This is a genomic window from Streptomyces sp. NPDC002793 (assembly GCF_040295485.1).
In the GTDB taxonomy this organism is placed as follows: Bacteria; Actinomycetota; Actinomycetes; order Streptomycetales; family Streptomycetaceae; genus Streptomyces.
The window spans coordinates 103,449-121,288 of sequence record NZ_JBEOVL010000023.1; the positions used below are offsets into that span (position 1 = coordinate 103,449).

Consider the following 17,840-nt stretch of genomic DNA (forward strand, 5'->3'; position numbering starts at 1 on the left):
TACGCGTGGTGGGAGGGTCAGCTCCGGTCGGCCTTCTGCGGGCTCCCGTCGGCCTCGGTCACCTTCGTGTCGGGGGCGTCCCCGGTGGCGTCGGCTCCGGCTTCGGTGTCGGCCTCGGCGGAGGGGTTCTCGGAGGGGTCGGTGGTCTTCCCGTCGTCCTCCGCCGGACTCGCGGCGGCGGGCTCGACGATCGCCTCACGGCCGGGGCGCTTCTTCGCCGAGATCACGATGTAGGCGACGGCGAGCACGAACACGATGATCGCGGTCCACACGTTGAGCCGCAGGCCCAGCACGTGGTGCGCCTCGTCGACCCGGAGGTACTCGATCCATCCGCGGCCCGCGCAGTACGCCGCGACGTACAGGGCGAAGGCCCGGCCGTGTCCGAGCTTGAAGCGGCGGTCCGCCCAGATGACCAGGAGCGCGACGCCGACGCACCACAGGGACTCGTACAGGAACGTCGGGTGGTAGGTGCCGGCGACCCTGTTCGGGCCCTCGCTGATCTTCAGTGCCCAGGGCACGTCCGTCTGCTTGCCGTACAGCTCCTGGTTGAACCAGTTGCCCCAGCGGCCGATCGCCTGGGCGATGGCGATGCCGGGGGCCAGTGCGTCCGCCCAGGCCGGGAGCGGGATCCCGCGGCGGCGGCAGGCGATCCAGGCGCCGACCGCGCCGAGCGCGATCGCGCCCCAGATACCGAGGCCGCCTTCCCAGATCTTGAAGGCGTCCACCCAGTTCTCACCGTCGCTGAAGTACAGCTGGTAGTCGGTGATCACGTGGTAGAGCCTGCCGCCGACGAGGCCGAAGGGCACGGCCCAGACGGCGACGTCGGCGACGGTGCCGGCTCTGCCGCCCCTGGCGACCCAGCGCTTGTTGCCGAGCCAGACGGCGACGAAGACACCGATGATGATGCAGAACGCGTAGCCGCGGAGCGGGATCGGGCCGAGCTCGATCACGCCGGTCGACGGGCTGGGAATGAAGGCAAGGTTCATGACGGGGTCGACGCTACCCTGCCGGACGGTCCGTGCGGCAAGCCGTCCGGCAACTTCTGGGTAACGGGTCCCCCGGAGGAGCGATCCGCTGGGACGTTCTCCTCGCCCTCGGGGGCCTACGGCGAGGGCGTCGCCCCGACGGTGCCCGGTTTCTTGCCCTTGTTGGCCGCCGCGACCCACTTCTTCAGGTTGGCCACGGAGATCTGCTCGTTCCCCTTCTTCGGGAAGATCGACTCGCCGTTGAGCAGCGCGGTCGGTGTGCCCTCGAACCCGCCCTCGGCGAAGGCCTTGTCGGACTTCTCGACCCAGCTGTCGTGGGTTCCGTCCTCCACACAGGAGCGGAAGGCGGGGGTGTCGAGGCCGTCCACCTTGCCGGCGAGCTCGATCAGCTTGCTGTTCTCGGCGAAGGCGTCGTCGGTCTCCGCGGGCTGATCGCGGAAGAGGACGTCGTGGTACGGCGCGAACTTGCCGACGTCCTGGGCGCAGGCGGCCGCGTTGGCCGCGCGGAGCGATCCGCTGCCACCCAGATTGCCGTCGATGATCGTGGCCAGGTGGTATTCCACCTTGAGCTGCCCGCTGTCCGTCAGCTCCGTGATCGTGTCGCGGAAGGCGTTCTCGAACTGGGCGCAGACCGGGCAGCGGAAGTCCTCCCAGATGGTGAGGGTGGACGGCGCGTCGTCGGCTCCGACCTGGAGGGCGAGTCCGTCCTCCCCCATCGCCCCGGACGGGGTGACGGCGGGCCCGGCCTCACTGTCCTTGTCGTTCTTGCCGGCGTTGGCGGCGATCACACCGATCACGGCGGCCAGTGCCAGCACCCCCACGACGGCGGTCGCGACGATCAGCGTGCGGCGCCGGCGTTCGCGCGCCCGGTCCTGCTCACGCTGCTGGACGAGCCGGTCACGCGCGGCTCTGCTTCGGTCTTGGTTCTTCTCGCTCACACCGGTGCAAACGAACCGGGGAGGCGCGCGAGCGCCTCCCCGGTCCCATGTCCACCCGTACGGATGACGAGCGCGGTCAGCGCTTTCGAACGCCTTCGGCCAGTTCGCCCGCCAGCGCACGGACGGCGGCGAGCCCCGCGGCCTCGTCCGGGGCGTCCAGCATCCGCTTGACGAAGGCCGAACCGACGATCACCCCGTCGGCGAAGCCGGCGACCTGCCGGGCGTGCTCGGCGGTCGACACGCCGATGCCGACGCAGACCGGCAGGTCCGTGGTGGCGCGGGTACGCCGCACCAGGTCCTGGGCCTGCTCGCCGACCGATTCGCGGGTGCCGGTGACCCCCATCAGCGAGGAGGCGTACACGAAGCCGGAGCCGGCCGCCGTGATGGTGGCGAGGCGCGCGTCCCGGCTGCTCGGGGCTACGACGAAGACGGTGGCGAGACCGTGCTTCTCGGCGTACTCCCTCCACAGGCCGGACTCCTGGACCGGCAGGTCGGGCAGGATGCACCCCGCGCCGCCCGCCTCGGCGAGCTCGGCGGTGAAGCGCTCCACGCCGTAGCGGTCGACCGGGTTCCAGTACGTCATGACGAGGATGGGAGCGCCCGTCGCCTCGTGGGTCTCCCGGACCGTCCGCATGATGTCGGCGATCTTGAGGCCGCCGCGCAGCGCGATGTCGTCGGCGGTCTGGATGACCGGTCCGTCGAGCACCGGGTCGCTGTGCGGGAGGCCCACCTCGATGACGTCGGCGCCGCCCGCGACGGCCGCCTTGACGGCCGCGATGCCGCCGTCGACGGTCGGGAAGCCGCCGGGCAGGTAGGCGATGAGCGCCGCCCGGTCCTCGGAAGCGGCCCTGGCCAGCGTCGATTCGAGGAGTTCTCGGTTGCCGCTCACTTGGTGACCTCTTCCTCTCCGTCGGCCACATCGGCCTCGACGACCGCGTCGGCACCGTCGTACAGCCCGAAGTACCGCGCTGCCGTGTCCATGTCCTTGTCGCCGCGGCCCGACAGGTTGACCAGGATCAGGCCGTCCTTGCCGAGCTCCTTGCCGACCTCCAGGGCCCCGGCCAGCGCGTGCGCGCTCTCGATGGCCGGGATGATCCCCTCGGTGCGGGACAGGAGGCGCAGCGCCTGCATGGCGTCGTCGTCGGTGACCGCGCGGTACTCACCGCGGCCGATGTCCTTGAGGTAGGCGTGCTCCGGCCCGATGCCCGGGTAGTCGAGCCCGGCCGAGATCGAGTACGGCTCCGTGATCTGGCCTTCCTCGTCCTGGAGGACGTAGCTGCGGGAGCCGTGCAGGATTCCGGGCTCGCCCGCGGTCAGTGTCGCCGCGTGTTCGCCGGTCTCCACACCGTGCCCGGCGGGTTCACAGCCGATCAGCCGGACGTCCGCGTCCGGGATGAAGGCGTGGAAGAGGCCGATGGCGTTGGAGCCGCCGCCGACGCAGGCGATCGCGGCGTCGGGCAGCCGGCCGGTGCGCTCCAGGATCTGGCGGCGGGCCTCGACGCCGATCACGCGGTGGAAGTCGCGGACCATCGCCGGGAAGGGGTGCGGTCCGGCGACGGTGCCGAAGAGGTAGTGGGTGCGGTCCACGTTGGCGACCCAGTCGCGGAACGCCTCGTTGATGGCGTCCTTGAGGGTCCTGGAGCCGGACTTCACAGCGACGACCTCGGCGCCGAGCATCCGCATCCGCGCCACGTTCAGCGCCTGCCGCTCGGTGTCGATCTCGCCCATGTAGATGGTGCAGTCGAGCCCGAAGAGGGCGCAGGCGGTCGCGGTGGCGACGCCGTGCTGGCCGGCCCCGGTCTCCGCGATGACCCGGGTCTTGCCCATGCGCTTGGTGAGCAGGGCCTGGCCGAGCACGTTGTTGATCTTGTGCGAGCCCGTGTGGTTGAGGTCCTCGCGCTTGAGGAAGACGCGGGCGCCTCCGGCGTGCCCGGCGAAGCGCGGGACCTCCGTCAGCGCGCTGGGACGGCCCGTGTAGTCGGCCATGAGCTGATCGAGCTCGGCGGCGAAGGCCGGATCCGCCTTGGCCTTGTCGTATTCGACGGCCACCTCGTCCACGGCGGCGACCAGCGCCTCCGGGATGAACGCGCCACCGAACGCGCCGAAATAGCCTTCGGCGCTGGGGATCAGACCTTCGGGGTCCGGAATGAAGAAGTCGGACGACATGCGACGTGCTCCTCGAATCGCAAACGGGTGATGTCACCGTATGCGCCATGAACTGAGTGCCACGCCGACCGGTGGACGGTCGGTGCGGTGCGGCGTGCGGGGATCAGCTCGGGCGCGGACCCCGTGCGCCATCGCATGCCGTTGACCTGTCCGGGCTCGTCGCCGATCACGTACCGCACCCGCCGGCCGTGCACGCGCCGGGCGGGGGCGCGGCAGCCGCGGGGGCGGCAGCCGCGCGCCAGCGGCGCGTGCGGGTCCCGGGCGGCCCCGGCCCCGGCGGGGCACAGGCCCGGCCGGATACGGGACGCGGGACGGTCGGCGGTCATGGGGAGGGTGTCAGCCCCGCCCGTGCCGGAGCGCGGGGTGGGCGCCGGCGGCGACCAGGTCGGCGACGGCGGCCCGGGGGTCGCGCCCGGTGACCAGGGACTCGCCGACGAGCACCGCGTCCGCGCCGGCGTTGGCGTAGGCGATGAGGTCGTGCGGGCCCCGCACGCCGGACTCGGCGACCTTCACGATGTGGTCGGGGATCTCGGGGGCGACGCGTTCGAACGTGGAACGGTCGACCTTGAGGTCCTTGAGGTTGCGCGCGTTGACACCGATGATCTTCGCCCCGGCGTCCACGGCGCGCTCCGCCTCCTCCTCGTCATGGGCCTCGACGAGCGGCGTCAGGCCGATCGACTCGGCACGCTCGATCAGCGAGACCAGGGCCTCCTGGTCGAGGGCGGCGACGATCAGCAGCGCGAGGTCGGCGCCGTAGGCCCGGGCCTCCCACAGCTGGTACGAGGTGACGATGAAGTCCTTGCGCAGGACCGGGATGTCGACCTTGGCGCGGACCGCCTCCAGGTCGGCGAGCGAGCCGCCGAAGCGGCGCTCCTCGGTGAGGACCGAGATGACGGATGCCCCGCCGGCCTCGTAGTCCGCGGCGAGCGCGGCCGGGTCGGCGATGGCGGCAAGGGCCCCCTTGGAGGGGCTGGAACGCTTGACCTCGCAGATGACGGTCACGCCCTCGCCGCGCAGTGCGGCGACTCCGTCCTTGGCCCGGGGAGCGCGCGCGGCGCGTTCCTTGAGCTCGTCGAGGCTGACTCGCGCCTGCCGCTCCGCGAGGTCGGCGCGTACGCCGTCGATGATCTCGTCGAGCACACTCACGCGAGCGGCCCCCTTCCGGAGCGGTGATAGGTACAGGATCAACCTTCTCGATGATATCCGCAGGAGGGCTCAGGGTTCGCATCCGGCGTCCCCGCGTCCCAGTACCTGGTCACTCAGGGCGCCAGCGCCGAGCCGAACGGCAGGTTCCTGACCACGGAGAACACCAGCAGCACCGCCCCGAGGGCCCACCAGTAGAAAGGCGCGACATCGATCTGCAGCGGCCTGCCCCGGCTCGCGCGGACCGTCCACAGCAGCCAGACGGCGGCGAGGACGACGAAGCCGACGACGGCGAGGGCGTTGGAGCCGAGGGCCGTGGCGAGGTCTCCGTGGGCGAAGGCGTGGGCGCTGCGCAGCCCGCCGCATCCGGGGCAGAGCAGTCCGGTGAACCGGAGCATGGGGCAGACCGGGTAGTGGCCGGGCTCGTTGGGGTCGACGGCGGCGACGTAGCCGAAGGCTCCGACGACGGCGGCCATGACCCCGACGGGCACGGCGAGCCGCCGGAGCCGGGAGACCGGGGCGGGGCCGGGTACGGGGGCCGGGTCGGGGCCGGCGGCTGCGGGAGAGGGGGAGGCGTCCACGCGCCGATTGTCCCCGCTCGCACGGAGAGGCGCAGCCCGGTCCGGGCCGCGCCTCGCGTCGTGTCTCCTCGGCCGGCGCCTGCCGGCGCGTCTCAGGCCGTGATCTGGGCCTGTGCGGCGCGGGCCCGGGCGGCCGCCATCTCGGCGGACTCCTTCGGCATGCCGAGGCCGGCCATCTTCATGACGAGACCGACGACACCGCCGAGGAGCGTCACGGCGATACCGACCCAGAAGCCGAGCACGTTCGCCGCGACCATGAAGAGGCCCGCGATGCAGAAGCCGATGAAGGAGATGATGACACCGGTCCAGGCGGCCGGGGTGTGTCCGTGGCTGCTGCCCGCCATGAGTTGCTCCTTGTTGGTGTTGCGCTGAGGGTGTCGCTGCTTACGAAAGCTTGCTGTCCATTGTCCCGTACGCGCCGGTGGACATGAGGCTGGGGGTCATGCCTCGCGCGTCGGGTCCTCGCCCCGGTCCAGGGCCTTCCACAGATCCTCGGGCCGGTCGGGGTCGGTGCGGGCGGCCTTGCGGGGGCGGGGGGTCCCGTCGCGCTCGTACCGTCCCGACATGGCCGGCCAGCGGCTGCCGTAGCGCAGCGCGAGCAGTCCGGCGAGCAGGATCAGCAGGCCGCCGGCCGCGGTGACGTAGGGCCAGGCGGTGTGGCTGAGGGCCTCGACGGTGGCCGAGGTGTTGCCCGTGGTCTGCGCGGCCCGCTCGTCCAGTGCAGCGCTGTCCGAGGCACCGGCGTAGGCGCTCAGTCCGGCGCCGAGGCCGCTGAGGGCCAGCAGTCCGGCGACGAGCAGCCGGCCGGTGCCGCGTACGGCGAAGACGGCGACGAGGGCGGCCAGGCCGACGACCGCCAGGGCGGCCGGGAGCCCGGTGACGTCCTGGCCGTCGGCGCCGAGCGGCACGGCGCCGCCGCCGACGGCGGCCTCGCCCTCGGCCCAGGTCTGCCCGGAGGCGAGGAGGACGACGGTGGCGCCGGCCGCCCCGAGGAGCAGGCCGGCGGCCAGGCTCCGGCGGCTTCCCGCGCTGTCGGGCGCGGAGGCGGCTCGGGCACGGGGCTGGGGTACGGGGACAGCACTCACGTACTCCACTATCCCCTACCGGCTCAGCGGCCCCCGAGGCGGTTCGCCGTATGCACGGCCCGCAGGACCGCGGCGGCCTTGTTGCGGCACTCCCTGTCCTCGGCCGCGGGGTCGGAGTCCGCGACGACGCCGGCGCCCGCCTGGACGTACGCGGTGCCGTCGCGGAGCAGGGCGGTCCTGATGGCGATGGCGGTGTCGGAGTCCCCCGCGAAGTCGAGGTAGCCGACGCAGCCCCCGTACAGGCCGCGGCGGCTGGGTTCGAGCTCCTCGATGATCTGCAGGGCCCGGGGCTTGGGTGCGCCGGAGAGGGTGCCGGCGGGGAAGCACGCGGTGAGGACGTCGAAGGCGCTGCGGCCCTCGGCGACGCGGCCGGTGACGGTGGAGACGATGTGCATCACGTGCGAGTACCGCTCGACCGACATGAAGTCGACGACCTCGACGCTGCCCGGTTCGCAGACGCGTCCCAGGTCGTTGCGGCCGAGGTCGACGAGCATCAGGTGCTCGGCACGTTCCTTCGGGTCGGCGAGGAGTTCGTCGGCGAGCGCCTGGTCCTCCTGCGGGGTGGCGCCGCGGTGCCTGGTCCCGGCGATCGGGTGGACCATGGCCCGGCCGTCCTCGACCTTGACGAGCGCCTCGGGGCTGGAGCCGACGACGTCGAAGCCGTCGAAGCGGAAGAGGTACATGTACGGCGACGGGTTGGTGGCCCGCAGGACCCGGTAGACGTCCAGCGCGCTCGCCGTGCACGGTGTCTCGAAGCGCTGGGAGGGGACGACCTGGAAGGCCTCGCCCGCCCTGATGCGTTCCTTGACGTCCTCGACGGCGTCCATGAAGGCCTGGCCGCCCCACAGCGCGGTGTAGGGCGGGAGTTCGGAGGGCGGCAGGGCGGCGGGGGTGTTCTCCACGGGCCGGGACAGGTCCCGCTCCATGGCGTCGAGCCGGGCGACCGCGCCCTCGTACGCCTCGTCGACCCCGGTGTCCAGGTCGTTGTGGTTGATCGCGTTGGCGATCAGGAGGACGGTGCCGTCCTGGTGGTCGAGCACGGCGAGGTCCGAGGTGAGCAGCATCGTGAGCTCGGGGAGCTTCAGGTCGTCGCCGCCGTGCTCGGTGATCCGCTCCAGCCGGCGTACGACATCGTAGCCGAGGTAGCCGACCATGCCGCCGGTGAACGGCGGCAGGCCCTCGCCGCCGACCAGGTCGCGGGGGGTGTGCAGTATGTCGACGGTGGCCCGCAGGGCCTGCAGCGGGTCGCCGTCGCGGGGGACGCCGACGGGCGGGGTGCCGACCCAGTGGGCCTGCCCGTCGTGGGAGGTCAGGGTGGCGGCGCTGCGTACCCCGATGAAGGAGTAGCGGGACCAGGTACGGCCGTTCTCCGCGGATTCGAGGAGGAAGGTGCCGGTGCGTTCGGCCGCGAGTTTGCGGTAGAGCCCCACGGGGGTGTCACCGTCCGCGAGGAGCCTGCGGCTGACGGGAATGACACGGCGGTCGGCGGCGAGCTTGCGGAAGGTCTCGAGATCCATGGCGGCTGACCCTATCGGGGCGCGGTGAACGGGAGGACGTCCTTGTCGAAGCAGGTGCGGTCGCCGGTGTGGCAGGCGGCACCGGTCTGGTCGACCTTCACCAGGACGGTGTCGGCGTCGCAGTCCAGGGCGACGGACACGACCCGCTGGGTGTGGCCGGACGTGTCGCCCTTGACCCAGTACTCCTGGCGGCTGCGCGACCAGTAGGTGCAGCGGCCGGTGGTGAGGGTGCGGTGCAGTGCCTCGTCGTCCATCCAGCCGAGCATGAGCACCTCGCCGGTGTCGTACTGCTGGGCGATGGCCGGGACCAGTCCGTCGGGGCCGCGCTTGAGGCGGGCGGCGACATCGGGGTCGAGGTTGCTGGCGGGCGTGGAGCCGGGCGTGCTGGTCATGCGCCCATTGTGCCGCGCCGGGCGGGACCTCCCGGTCGTGCGTCCACTGGGCGGACCGAGGGCGGCGGCCGTACGCTGGCGGGCATGTCGACCCATGCGAAGCGTGAACGTCTTCTGCTCGCCGACCTGTTGGAAGCGGCGGGTCCCGAAGCCCAGACCCTGTGCAACGGCTGGAAGACCCGTGATCTGGCGGCCCATGTCGTGGTGCGTGAGCGCCGTGCCGACGCGGCGGGCGGGATCATGGTGGGGGTGCTGAAGAACCGGCTGGAACGGGTCCAGGCGGAATTCGCCGCCAAGCCGTACGAGGAGTTGATCCAGCTCATCCGTACGGGTCCGCCGCGCTTCTCGCCCTTCGGTCTGAAGCAGCTGGACGAGGCGGCCAACACCGTCGAGTTCTACATCCACGCGGAGGACGTGCGGCGGGCCCAGCCGGACTGGTCGCAGCGCGACCTCGACCCGGTCTTCGCCGATGTGCTGTGGTCGCGCACCGAGAAGACGGCCCGGATGCTGGGCCGCCGGGCCCCGGTGGGTCTGGTGCTGCGGCGCCCGGACGGCCAGACCGCGGTGGCCCACAAGGGCACCCCGGTGGTGACGGTCACCGGGGAGCCCGGGGAGCTGCTGCTGTTCGCGGCGGGGCGGCAGGACGCGGCCCGGGTGGAGCTGGAGGGTGAGAAGGACGCGCTGGCCCGGCTGCACACCGCCGAGCTCGGGCTGTAGGGCCTTCCCGGGGCTGTTCAGGCCCCGGGACGTGCGCGTACGCGGGCGCGGTGGCGGTACCTCCCGCCCGGTGGGGCGCCCGGGGCCCGCCGGGACCCCAGGAGCCCCAGCAGGAAGCCCGCGGGGATCGTGACCAGGCCCGGGGTCTGGAGCGGGAAGACGGCGAAGTCCCACTCCGGGAAGAGCGCCACGGGTGTGCCGGAGAACGCCGGTGAGAGGACCATCACGGTGACGATCAGCGGGATCGTGCCGTAGACGGTCCACCTCACCCCGCGGGCGTTGAATCCCGGCCGGAAGAGCGCGTACAGCAGGACGGGAGGCAGGACCGAGGCCGCTGCCGCGAACGACAGGGAGAGCAGCACCTGGGGGTTGCGGTCGTGGGTGTACGCCGAGAGGAGGACGGCGAGCGCCCCGATCCCGACGACGGCCCGGCGGGCACGCCGGATCTCCCTGGCCGAGGCCTTGCCCCCGCCCTGGGCGCCCGACTTCACCCTGAAGTCGCGGGCCAGGGCCGAGGCCGCGGCCAGGGTGATCCCGGCGACCGCGGCGAGGGTGGTGGCGAACGCGGCGCAGGCGACGAGGGCGAACAGCGGGCTGTCCCGTGGCCCGGCCGCGCCGGGGTCCAGCGCGCTGGTCACCATCAGCAGGGCGGTGCCGCCTGCGGGGTCGGCGGCGTGCAGCGGGTCCCGGCCCACCAGCGCGGACGCGCCGAGTCCGACGACGACGATGCCGGCGCACAGCAGGGCGACGGGGCCCACGGCCCACACGCCGGCCCGGCGCGCGGTCCAGGCGTCACGGATCGGATGGAGCCGCATCATGATGTGCGGCATGCAGGCGGCACCGAGTACGAGGGTGAGCTGGAAGCCGATCAGATCGAGGCCGCCCGCCAGGCCGTGACCGAACTGCAGCCCGGGACGCGCGTAGTCGGCGCCCGCCTCGCTGCCCTCCTGGGCTGCGTCGAGGAGGGCGAACGGGGACCAGCCGAAGCGCGCGAGGACGAGTCCCGCGAGGAGGGTGACCGCACCCAGGACGACGGCCACCTTGAGGATCTGGATGTAGCCGGTGCCGCGCATGCCGCCGAACGCCGAGTAGCAGACCATCAGCGCGCCGCTGGCGACTGTGCAGCCGGTGAGGGCGCCGTCGGGCAGCCCGAACATGGAGGTCATGACGCGGCCCGCGGTGGTGAGCTGGACGAGCAGCAGCGGGGCCAGCACCACGAGGGTGGCCACGCCGAGGGCCCGGCGTACGGAGCCGTCGCCCAGCCGGTCGGCGAGGAAGTCGCCCATGGTGAACACGCCCTTGCGGCGCAGGCGTTCGGCGAAGAGCCGCATCACCAGGAGGAGTGAGGCGACGGTGGCGAGGGCGAACAGCAGTCCGTCGAAGCCCGCGAGCGCGACGGATCCGGTGGTGGAGAGCAGCGTGGCGGCGGAGACGTAGTCCCCGGCGATGGCCAGTCCGGCTCCGACGGGGCCGAGGGTGGCGCCGCCCGCGTAGAAGTGCTCGGGGTCGTCCTGGTCGGCGGCGGCCAGTCCGCACAGCAGCAGGGACACGGCGACGAAGCCGAGGAAGATGACCACGGCCAGGGACCGGGCGTCGATCGCGCCGTTCACCGGACTCGCTCCGCCGGGACGGCTCCGCAAGGGGCAGCTGAAGACATGCGGGTCATGCCACCAGCCCGGGTGCGGGTGGCACAGAGGGCGGGAGCGGGGTGCGGCGCCGGTACAGCCCACCGGCAGCAGGTCTGTGCACCCGCACAGCGCGTGCGGGGCCGGACCGGCCGCCGGTGGTGGTGGCTCAGCCCGTCAGCAGTCGCCGTGCCGCCAGCGCCAGGGACACCTCGACCGCGTCCGACGGCTTGGTCAGGCAGCGCCCCGTCAGCTGTTCGAAGCGCCGCAGCCGGTTCAGCACGGTGTTGCGGTGGCAGTAGAGCTTGGCCCCCGCCCGCTGTGCCGAGCCGTCCGAGTCGAGCCAGGCGGTCAGCGTCTCGATGAGCACGTCCCGGTCCGCGGGGTCGAGCCGGTCCAGGGGGCCGAGGACCCGGTCGGCGAGGGCTGTTCCGAGGCCGGGCGAGGACACGACGAGGGCCGCGGGCAGGTGTTCGTCGAGCAGGACGGTGCCCCCGGAGGCGGGGCAGGCGCGCAGCGCCGTCTCGGCGAGGCGTCGTGCGTCACCGACGGAGGCCAGCCCGTCGACCACGGAGCTGACGCCCACGCGCGTGCCCTGGGGCATGGTCAGATCAGCGGTGAGCGCGGCGAGTTCCCGCTCGGCGTCGTCGGCGGGGCCGGCCGCGTCACCGCCCGGCTCGGGCTCGGCCGCCGCCGGGAGCCTCCCCAGCGGCAGGATCGCGAGTTCCAGGTCCCCCGCCGAGTGCCAGAGCGCGGGTGTCCCCTCGGCCGGCTCCAGCGGCGGACGGCCGGTGCCGTGCGGGGCGCGACGGGCGGCGGCGACCGCGAGTACGGCGTACCGCCCCTGCACCGGGAGTCCCAGCACCGCCGCGGCGTCCGGCAGGTCGGCGATCCGGGCGGTGCCGTCCAGCAGGGCCGCCGTCATCAGGCGCTGCTGGTTCTCGCGGCGCCAGGAGAGCCGCCGCTCGGCCTGCCGGTACGCCTCGGCCACGACGCCGCAGTGCTCGTCGACGAAGTTCCACACGTCGGCGGCGACATGGACGAGCAGCCGGGTGTCCTCGGGGTGGCGCCTGGCCGTGTCGTCGACCAGGTCCTGCCAGACCATCGCGCCGCCCATGCGGAAGGCGTGCATGACCGCGTCGAGCGGTACGCCCTGTTCGGCCCGGCTCTCGCCGATCCACCGGGAGGTGCGGTGGGCGGCCTCCCGGAATTCCCGGGGCTGGATGAGGGAGGCGACGTTGTGCCGCAGCGAGTGGTGGACCTCCTGCCAGATCTCGGTGGGCTCGTTCTCCATCGCGGCACGGTAGGCGGGCTCCTGCTCCCTCAGCGCCTCGACCAGCCGGTCCGTGAGCTCCGGCAGTGCCTCCAGCAGGCCCTGGGCCGCGCGGTGGAGCACCGCCACGGCCTCCCGGTCGGCCAGGGAGCGGACTCGGTGCGGCAACGGTGCTACGGGGGGCGGCCCGTGCGGCGCCCTGATCCGTGAACGTACGACCTGCGGCATGGCGGCCTCCACCGGGAATCGGCCGGCTGCGGTTGGGGCCGGCCCCGGTGTGCGCCCGGCCCGCGTTGGGCAGGCGCACACCGATCGATCCTGACGACCGCAGAATGGCATACCGCCCGGTCGGTACCTAGAGGTCTGCGCGGTTCTTCTCATCACGGTCCTGCAACCTCGCCCCGCCACCGCGGTCCAGCAGCCTCGCGAGCTCGGTCCGGGACCGGACGCCGAGAGCGGCGAAGACGTTGCGGAGGTGGTGGTCCACGGTCCGGGGGCTCACCGAGAGCCGTACCGCCACTTCGCGGTTGGTGGCGCCCTCCGCGACGCAGCGGGCGATCCTCCGCTGCTGCGGCGTCAGCCCGGCCAGCGGGCCGGGGCCGCTCTGCTCCGGCGCGTCCACCGCCTCCCCGGCGGCCCGGAGCTCCCCTCCCGCCCGCTCGGCCCAGACGCGGGCGGAGCAGCGTTCGAACGCGACCAGTGCGTCACGCAGCGGGCCACGGGCCTCGCGGGTGCGGCGCAGACGGCGCAGCAGCTGTCCGTGGAGCAGCTGGGTGCGGGCGCGCTCGAAGTCACCGCCCGCGCGGTCGTGGTGGGCCAGCGCCTCCTCGTACCGGGCTGCGGCCTCCTCCGGCGGTGCCAGGAGCGCACGGCAGCGGGCCAGCTGGGCGGGGACCTGCGGGTCGGTCGTCCGCGCGGTCCACAACGCGAACTCCTGGACGGCGAAAGCGAGTTCACCGGCGCCTTCGTCCGCCCGGCCGCAGAGCGCCATCGCCTCGACGTAGCACGGCACGGCGAGCATCCGGGTGGCGAAGTGCCCTGTCCCGGGCCCCGGTCTGACCAGCGGTCCGAGCCGGGCCGCCGCCTCGCCGGGCCGCCCGGCCGCCAGGTCTGCGCGGGCGACCGCCCAGGTGGCGAGCATGGCAGCCTGGGCGAGTCCGTGCGGGCCGGCGCCCGCCAGTGCCGCGTCGGCGTGGGCGGCGCACGCCTCGGCGGGCCCCTCCACGGAGGCGGCCAGGGCGAGCACGGCGTGCAGATGGGTGGCGGAGTTCCGCTGTCCGGTACGGCGGGCCGCGTGCAGCCCCTCCAGCGCGTGGGCCCGGGCCCTGGCGTGCTGCCCGGCGCGCAGTTCGGCGTAGGCGAGCTGTTCCAGGGCGTGCGGCAGGAGGGCTTCGGGGCCCCGGGTGCGTACGACGGCGAGTGCGCGGGCCCCTGCCCGGCAGGCCGCGTCGACCTCGCCGAGCACCAGGGCCGAGGCGCCCGCCCGCAGGAGCTCGTCCGCGTCCTCGGCGCGGTCGGCGGAGTCGAGGCAGCACCGCAGGAAGGCGTGGCCCCGGTCGGGGTGCCCGGCGAGCACCGCGCACATCCCGGCGCGGTACTGGGCCATGGGCCGGTCGGCCGCGGTGACGGGGACGCGGTTCATCGCGTCCAGGTACGCGATGGCGTCCCCCATGTCCCACGCCGCCTCCGCCGCGCCGAACAGGGCGTCCAGAGTGCGGCGCGGGTCGTGCGCGGCGAGCAGCTCCGCCGCGGTCAGCAGCGCCTCGCGGGCGTCGGCGGCGGGCCCGTCGCGCAGGGCGAGCATGCCGCGTACGTAGGGCGCGGCGCCACCGGCGAGGTGGGGGCCGACACGGGCCAGCATGGCGCGGGCCCGGCCGGTGTCGCCGGCCAGCCGCGCCTGCTCGGCGGCGGCGGTGAACCGGGCGGCGCGCAGGGTGTCGTCGGTGGAGAGGGCGGCGGCGCGGGCCAGCGCGGCCGACCGTTCGCCGTGCGGCCGGGGTGCGGTGGCCGCGGCCTCCAGCTGACCGGCGAGGGCGGCGTCCGGCCCGGGTGCCGCGCAGGCCCGCTGGACGAGTGCGGGCAGCGAGGCGGGACCGGGCACGGCGAGCAGCGCGGCCAGCAGTTCGTGCACGGCCCGGCGGCGGCCCGGCGGCGCCCGGTGCAGGACCGCGCGGCGCAGCAGCGGGTGGCTGAAGTGCACGCGGCTGCCTGCGCGTTGCAGGGCTCCGGCGGTTCCGGCGGGCGCGAAGAGCACCCGGTCGAGGTGTGCGGTGGCCAGCCCGGCCCGGTTGCCGGCCCGCAGCAGCAGGGCCGCGTCGGAGCCGGCCCCGTCCGGCTCGTGTTCCTCCGCGGCCGCGGCCAGCAGGAGCAGGGTGTGGGTGTCGGGGGACAGTCCGTCCAGGTGTTCGGCGTGGGCGTCCAGGACGCTCTCGGCCCCGGGGAGCGGGTACGGCAGCGCGGTGCGCCCCGCCAGCTGGCCGGGGGTCAGACGGCCTGCGAGCCCGGCCAGCAGCCGCGGGTTGCCGGCCGCTTCGCGCAGGAGTTCACCGCGTACGACGGGGTCGACATCGGCCGTGCCCTCGGTGAGCCGGTCCAGGATCGCGGCCGCCGCGTCGTCGTCGAGCGGGCCGAGGCGCAGCGCGGGCAGGCCGGCGAACGCGGTCTCGTCGGCCGCGCCCATCAGCACCGCGACCCGGCTGCCGGCGCCGAGTCTGCGGGCGGCGAAGACGAGCGCGGCACGGGAGTCGGGGTCCCAGGCGTGCGCGTCGTCCACGCAGACCAGCAGGGGCTGTTCGGTTCCCAGGCCCCGTAGCAGGCCGAGCAGTCCCCCCGGGGTGATGCCGGAGCGCAGGATCGTGTCGGGTGCGACCGGCAGCGGGCCGGGAGCGGAGCAGAAGAGGGCGTGCAGCCCGCTGTAGGGCAGTCGCTGTTCGGTGGGGGTCGCGGAGGCGTACAGCACGGCTCCGCCGTGGCGTCCGAGGTGGTGGGCGGCGGCCTGTCTCAGCAGGGCGGTGCGGCCGAGGCCGGGTGGCGAGGTCAGTACGAGGGCTCCGCCGTCCCCCGCCCGCAGTCGGGCCGACAAGGTCTCCAGGATGGCCAGTTCACCGCTGCGGCCGTACAGCCGGAGCGGACTGTGCACGGTCGTCGTTGGGGTCACGCTCTCACGTTACTTCCGCGTAAACAGCGTCGGAAGGCTCGCGTCCGCTCCCTGTTCCCGGTCGGCCCGGAGCGGTGCCGTCTCCCAACGGAACGGCGTCGGCGCTGTGCGCGGGCACAGTGCGGGCCCGTTCCGGGGTGGCCGCCCGTAACGTCGGTGCATGGCTGATGAATTGCGTACACACGACGGTTTGACCCTGCGTTACTGGTCCTGGTCGAGGGATCCTGACGACGCCCTGCCCCCGGTGGTGCTGCTGCACGGCTTCGCCGCGCACGCCCGGCTGAACTGGGAGGGCCCCGGTGTCGTCGAGGCACTGGTGGCGCGGGGCCGGCGGGTGTACGCACCGGACGCGCGGGGCCACGGCGAGTCCGACCGGCCGCACGACGACACGCACTACGGCGAGTCCCTGATGGCCCGTGACGTCCGGCTGCTCATCGACCGCATCGGCGCGGACCGTGTGCATCTCGCGGGCTACTCGATGGGCGCCGTGGTCGCGGTCCTCGCGGCGGCGGACGACGCGCGGATCAGCCGCCTGGTGGTGGGCGGTATAGGTGCCGGCGCGGTGGAGGTGGGCGGCCTGGACACCCGGGCGATGCCACCGGAGCTGGTCTCGGCCGCGCTGACGGCCGACGACCCGGCGGACGTGCCCGAGCGGGCCCGGGGCTTCAGGCTGCTGGCCGACGCCTCGGGCGCGGACCGTCACGCACTGGCCGCGCAGATCCGGGCGGTGCACCGTGACGCGCTGCCGCTGGACCGCGTCACGGTGCCCACGCTGGTGCTGGCCGGTGAGAGCGACCCCCTGGCCGTACGCCCCCGGGTGCTGGCCGACGCCATCAAGGGCGCGGAACTGACCGTGCTGCCCGGGGACCACCTGAGCGCCGTGCGCGACCCGGGTTTCGCCGCGGCGCTCACCCGGTTCTTCGGCGCGGGCTGAACGGCCCGGCGGCACGAAGGGGCCGGACCGCGGTACGCGCGGTCCGGCCCCGGTCGCCCCCCGGATCAGTGCGGGCAGTTGCCCCGGTACTCCGCGATCGTCAGGCTCGCCGACGGGATCGGGCAGAGGAACTGCTCGTAGCGGGTGTCGTTGTCGATGAAGCGCTTCAGCCACGAGATGCTGTACTTCGCGATCGTCGTGTTGGACGTGTTCGGGGTGAAGTGGGACGCGCCACGGAGCTCCAGGTACGCCTTGTCCAGCGAGCTCGGCAGCGAGTTGTAGAACGGCTTGGAGTGCGAGGTGACGGACGCGACCGTGTCACCGTCCGCGCCGACGACCAGGGTCGGGGTCCGCACCTCCGGCCAGGTCTTGTCGAGGTTCCAGCCGGTCAGCGGGATCGCGGCCTTCAGGGAGGGGCGGTCCTTCGCCGCCTCCAGTGTGCCGCCGCCGCCCATGGAGTGGCCCATCACACCGAGCCGCGAGGAGTCGATCCGGCTGCGCACCGAGCTGTCCTCGGTCAGGTAGTCCAGGGCGGCGAGCAGCTGGTCACCCCGGCTGGCCGGCTGGTCCAGCGTGGTGTTGGTGTCGATGGTGAACACCACGAAGCCCTGCGAGGCCAGGCGCGGCCCCAGCCAGGCGATGCTCGACTCGTAGGCGGTGAAGCCGGGCGAGATGGCGATCGCGCCGAACGTCCCGTCCGAGGTGGACGTCGGGTAGTAGATCGTCCCGCCGCCGAAGCCTCTGACGCTCAGCGAGGACACGGAGGTCTGGGAGGTGGAGTACGACCCGCGGATCGCCTCGATGCTCGAGTTGCTCGGGGCCGGACCACGCTCGTACGGGTTCTCGGCGGCCTGTGCTCCGCCGGGGACGAGCGCGGTGAGCAGACCGGCGGTCGCCACCGCGGCTGCCAGGGCGCCCTTGACGGTGCGGGAGCGGCTCTTCGACATCCGGTGGCGACGCGGGGAGATGTCGCCGGAGGGGAGGTGCTGCTGCACGGGGATTCCTCTCGGTTGTGGCGGATGCGCGCCGCGGCAGCCGGCGGCCCCGTCGTCCGGGGGCCTTCGGGATGGGCCGTGTCGGTCGCGCCGTTCGTCGGTGCTGCCGTCACTTTCGCGGTGGCTCCCCCGCGCGGGCATCGGCGAGATCGCCGGTCTTCTCCCCGGACCGTGAGGAAGCCGGGGCCGTGAGGGGTGGAGGGCCGGGCAGCACGAGGGGCCGGACCGCGTGTCGCGGATGCTGTTGGCGAATGCCCCTTCGTCGTGACGTCGGCCTGATCCATCTCGTTGGTGGGTCAGGCCGACGTTGTGTTTGGGGTGGGCAGATGTC

At 73.6% G+C, this 17,840-nt stretch carries 16 protein-coding genes and 1 pseudogene; 2 read left to right on the forward strand and 15 right to left on the reverse strand.

Features of this window, described 5'->3' with window-relative positions; translation table 11 throughout:
- Nucleotides 1-17: 17 nt before the first annotated feature.
- From lgt to hisI, 11 genes and pseudogenes are all read right to left on the reverse strand, one after another.
- Nucleotides 18-986 carry a prolipoprotein diacylglyceryl transferase gene (gene lgt, locus ABT001_RS22635; RefSeq protein WP_351280348.1) on the reverse strand — a complete coding sequence of 323 codons (969 nt, stop codon included), beginning with the start codon at nucleotides 984-986 and terminating at the stop codon, nucleotides 18-20.
- 116 nt (nucleotides 987-1,102) lie between these two features.
- Nucleotides 1,103-1,924, reverse strand: a complete 822-nt coding sequence (locus ABT001_RS22640) for a DsbA family protein (protein WP_351280351.1) — start codon at nucleotides 1,922-1,924, stop codon at nucleotides 1,103-1,105.
- Nucleotides 1,925-2,000: 76 nt separating this feature from the next.
- Entirely contained in the window at nucleotides 2,001-2,813 is an 813-nt protein-coding gene (gene trpA, locus ABT001_RS22645; RefSeq protein WP_351280353.1) for a tryptophan synthase subunit alpha, read from the reverse strand.
- Nucleotides 2,810-4,090, reverse strand: coding sequence for a tryptophan synthase subunit beta (gene trpB / locus ABT001_RS22650; RefSeq protein WP_351280356.1), 1,281 nt, complete (start codon nucleotides 4,088-4,090; stop codon nucleotides 2,810-2,812). Before trpB ends, trpA begins: the two co-directional genes overlap by 4 nt.
- 125 nt (nucleotides 4,091-4,215) lie before the next feature.
- Nucleotides 4,216-4,416 (reverse strand): annotated as a pseudogene (trpM, locus tag ABT001_RS22655) (tryptophan biosynthesis modulator TrpM); the annotation flags it as partial.
- Nucleotides 4,417-4,426: 10 nt separating this feature from the next.
- The gene (gene trpC, locus ABT001_RS22660) at nucleotides 4,427-5,236 is read right to left on the reverse strand and encodes an indole-3-glycerol phosphate synthase TrpC (protein ID WP_145802232.1); all 810 of its coding nucleotides are present in this window, start codon (nucleotides 5,234-5,236) and stop codon (nucleotides 4,427-4,429) included.
- A gap of 113 nt (nucleotides 5,237-5,349) precedes the next feature.
- Entirely contained in the window at nucleotides 5,350-5,814 is a 465-nt protein-coding gene (locus ABT001_RS22665; protein ID WP_351280359.1) for a DUF2752 domain-containing protein, read from the reverse strand.
- A gap of 92 nt (nucleotides 5,815-5,906) precedes the next feature.
- Nucleotides 5,907-6,158, reverse strand: a complete 252-nt coding sequence (locus tag ABT001_RS22670) for an HGxxPAAW family protein (RefSeq protein ID WP_351280362.1) — start codon at nucleotides 6,156-6,158, stop codon at nucleotides 5,907-5,909.
- A 96-nt stretch (nucleotides 6,159-6,254) separates the two neighbouring features.
- Nucleotides 6,255-6,908, reverse strand: a complete 654-nt coding sequence (locus ABT001_RS22675) for a TIGR02234 family membrane protein (protein ID WP_351280365.1) — start codon at nucleotides 6,906-6,908, stop codon at nucleotides 6,255-6,257.
- A gap of 14 nt (nucleotides 6,909-6,922) precedes the next feature.
- Entirely contained in the window at nucleotides 6,923-8,416 is a 1,494-nt protein-coding gene (locus ABT001_RS22680; protein ID WP_351280368.1) for an anthranilate synthase component I, read from the reverse strand.
- A gap of 11 nt (nucleotides 8,417-8,427) precedes the next feature.
- Nucleotides 8,428-8,808 (reverse strand): phosphoribosyl-AMP cyclohydrolase, encoded by a 381-nt coding sequence (gene hisI, locus ABT001_RS22685; RefSeq protein ID WP_351280371.1) that lies wholly within the window; start codon nucleotides 8,806-8,808, stop codon nucleotides 8,428-8,430.
- 84 nt (nucleotides 8,809-8,892) lie between these two features.
- Between hisI and ABT001_RS22690 the strand changes: the two genes are divergently transcribed.
- The gene (locus tag ABT001_RS22690; RefSeq protein ID WP_351280373.1) at nucleotides 8,893-9,525 is read left to right on the forward strand and encodes a TIGR03085 family metal-binding protein; all 633 of its coding nucleotides are present in this window, start codon (nucleotides 8,893-8,895) and stop codon (nucleotides 9,523-9,525) included.
- Nucleotides 9,526-9,542: 17 nt separating this feature from the next.
- Here ABT001_RS22690 and ABT001_RS22695 read toward each other — a convergent pair whose 3' ends face one another.
- The 3 genes from ABT001_RS22695 to ABT001_RS22705 form a co-directional block, all read right to left on the reverse strand.
- Entirely contained in the window at nucleotides 9,543-11,135 is a 1,593-nt protein-coding gene (locus tag ABT001_RS22695; RefSeq protein ID WP_351280376.1) for a sodium/solute symporter, read from the reverse strand.
- A 184-nt stretch (nucleotides 11,136-11,319) separates the two neighbouring features.
- Nucleotides 11,320-12,651: a PucR family transcriptional regulator gene (locus ABT001_RS22700; protein ID WP_351280378.1), complete on the reverse strand. Its 1,332-nt coding sequence runs from the start codon at nucleotides 12,649-12,651 to the stop codon at nucleotides 11,320-11,322.
- A gap of 127 nt (nucleotides 12,652-12,778) precedes the next feature.
- Nucleotides 12,779-15,580: a helix-turn-helix transcriptional regulator gene (locus ABT001_RS22705; RefSeq protein WP_351280380.1), complete on the reverse strand. Its 2,802-nt coding sequence runs from the start codon at nucleotides 15,578-15,580 to the stop codon at nucleotides 12,779-12,781.
- Nucleotides 15,581-15,740: 160 nt separating this feature from the next.
- On the opposite strand from ABT001_RS22705, the gene ABT001_RS22710 reads away from it, so the two are divergent.
- Entirely contained in the window at nucleotides 15,741-16,514 is a 774-nt protein-coding gene (locus tag ABT001_RS22710) for an alpha/beta fold hydrolase (protein WP_351280383.1), read from the forward strand.
- 65 nt (nucleotides 16,515-16,579) lie between these two features.
- Here the strand turns inward: ABT001_RS22710 and bdeA are convergent, their stop codons facing one another.
- Entirely contained in the window at nucleotides 16,580-17,509 is a 930-nt protein-coding gene (bdeA, locus tag ABT001_RS22715) for a bis(hydroxyethyl) terephthalate hydrolase (RefSeq protein WP_351280386.1), read from the reverse strand.
- Between the last annotated feature and the right edge of the window lie 331 nt (nucleotides 17,510-17,840).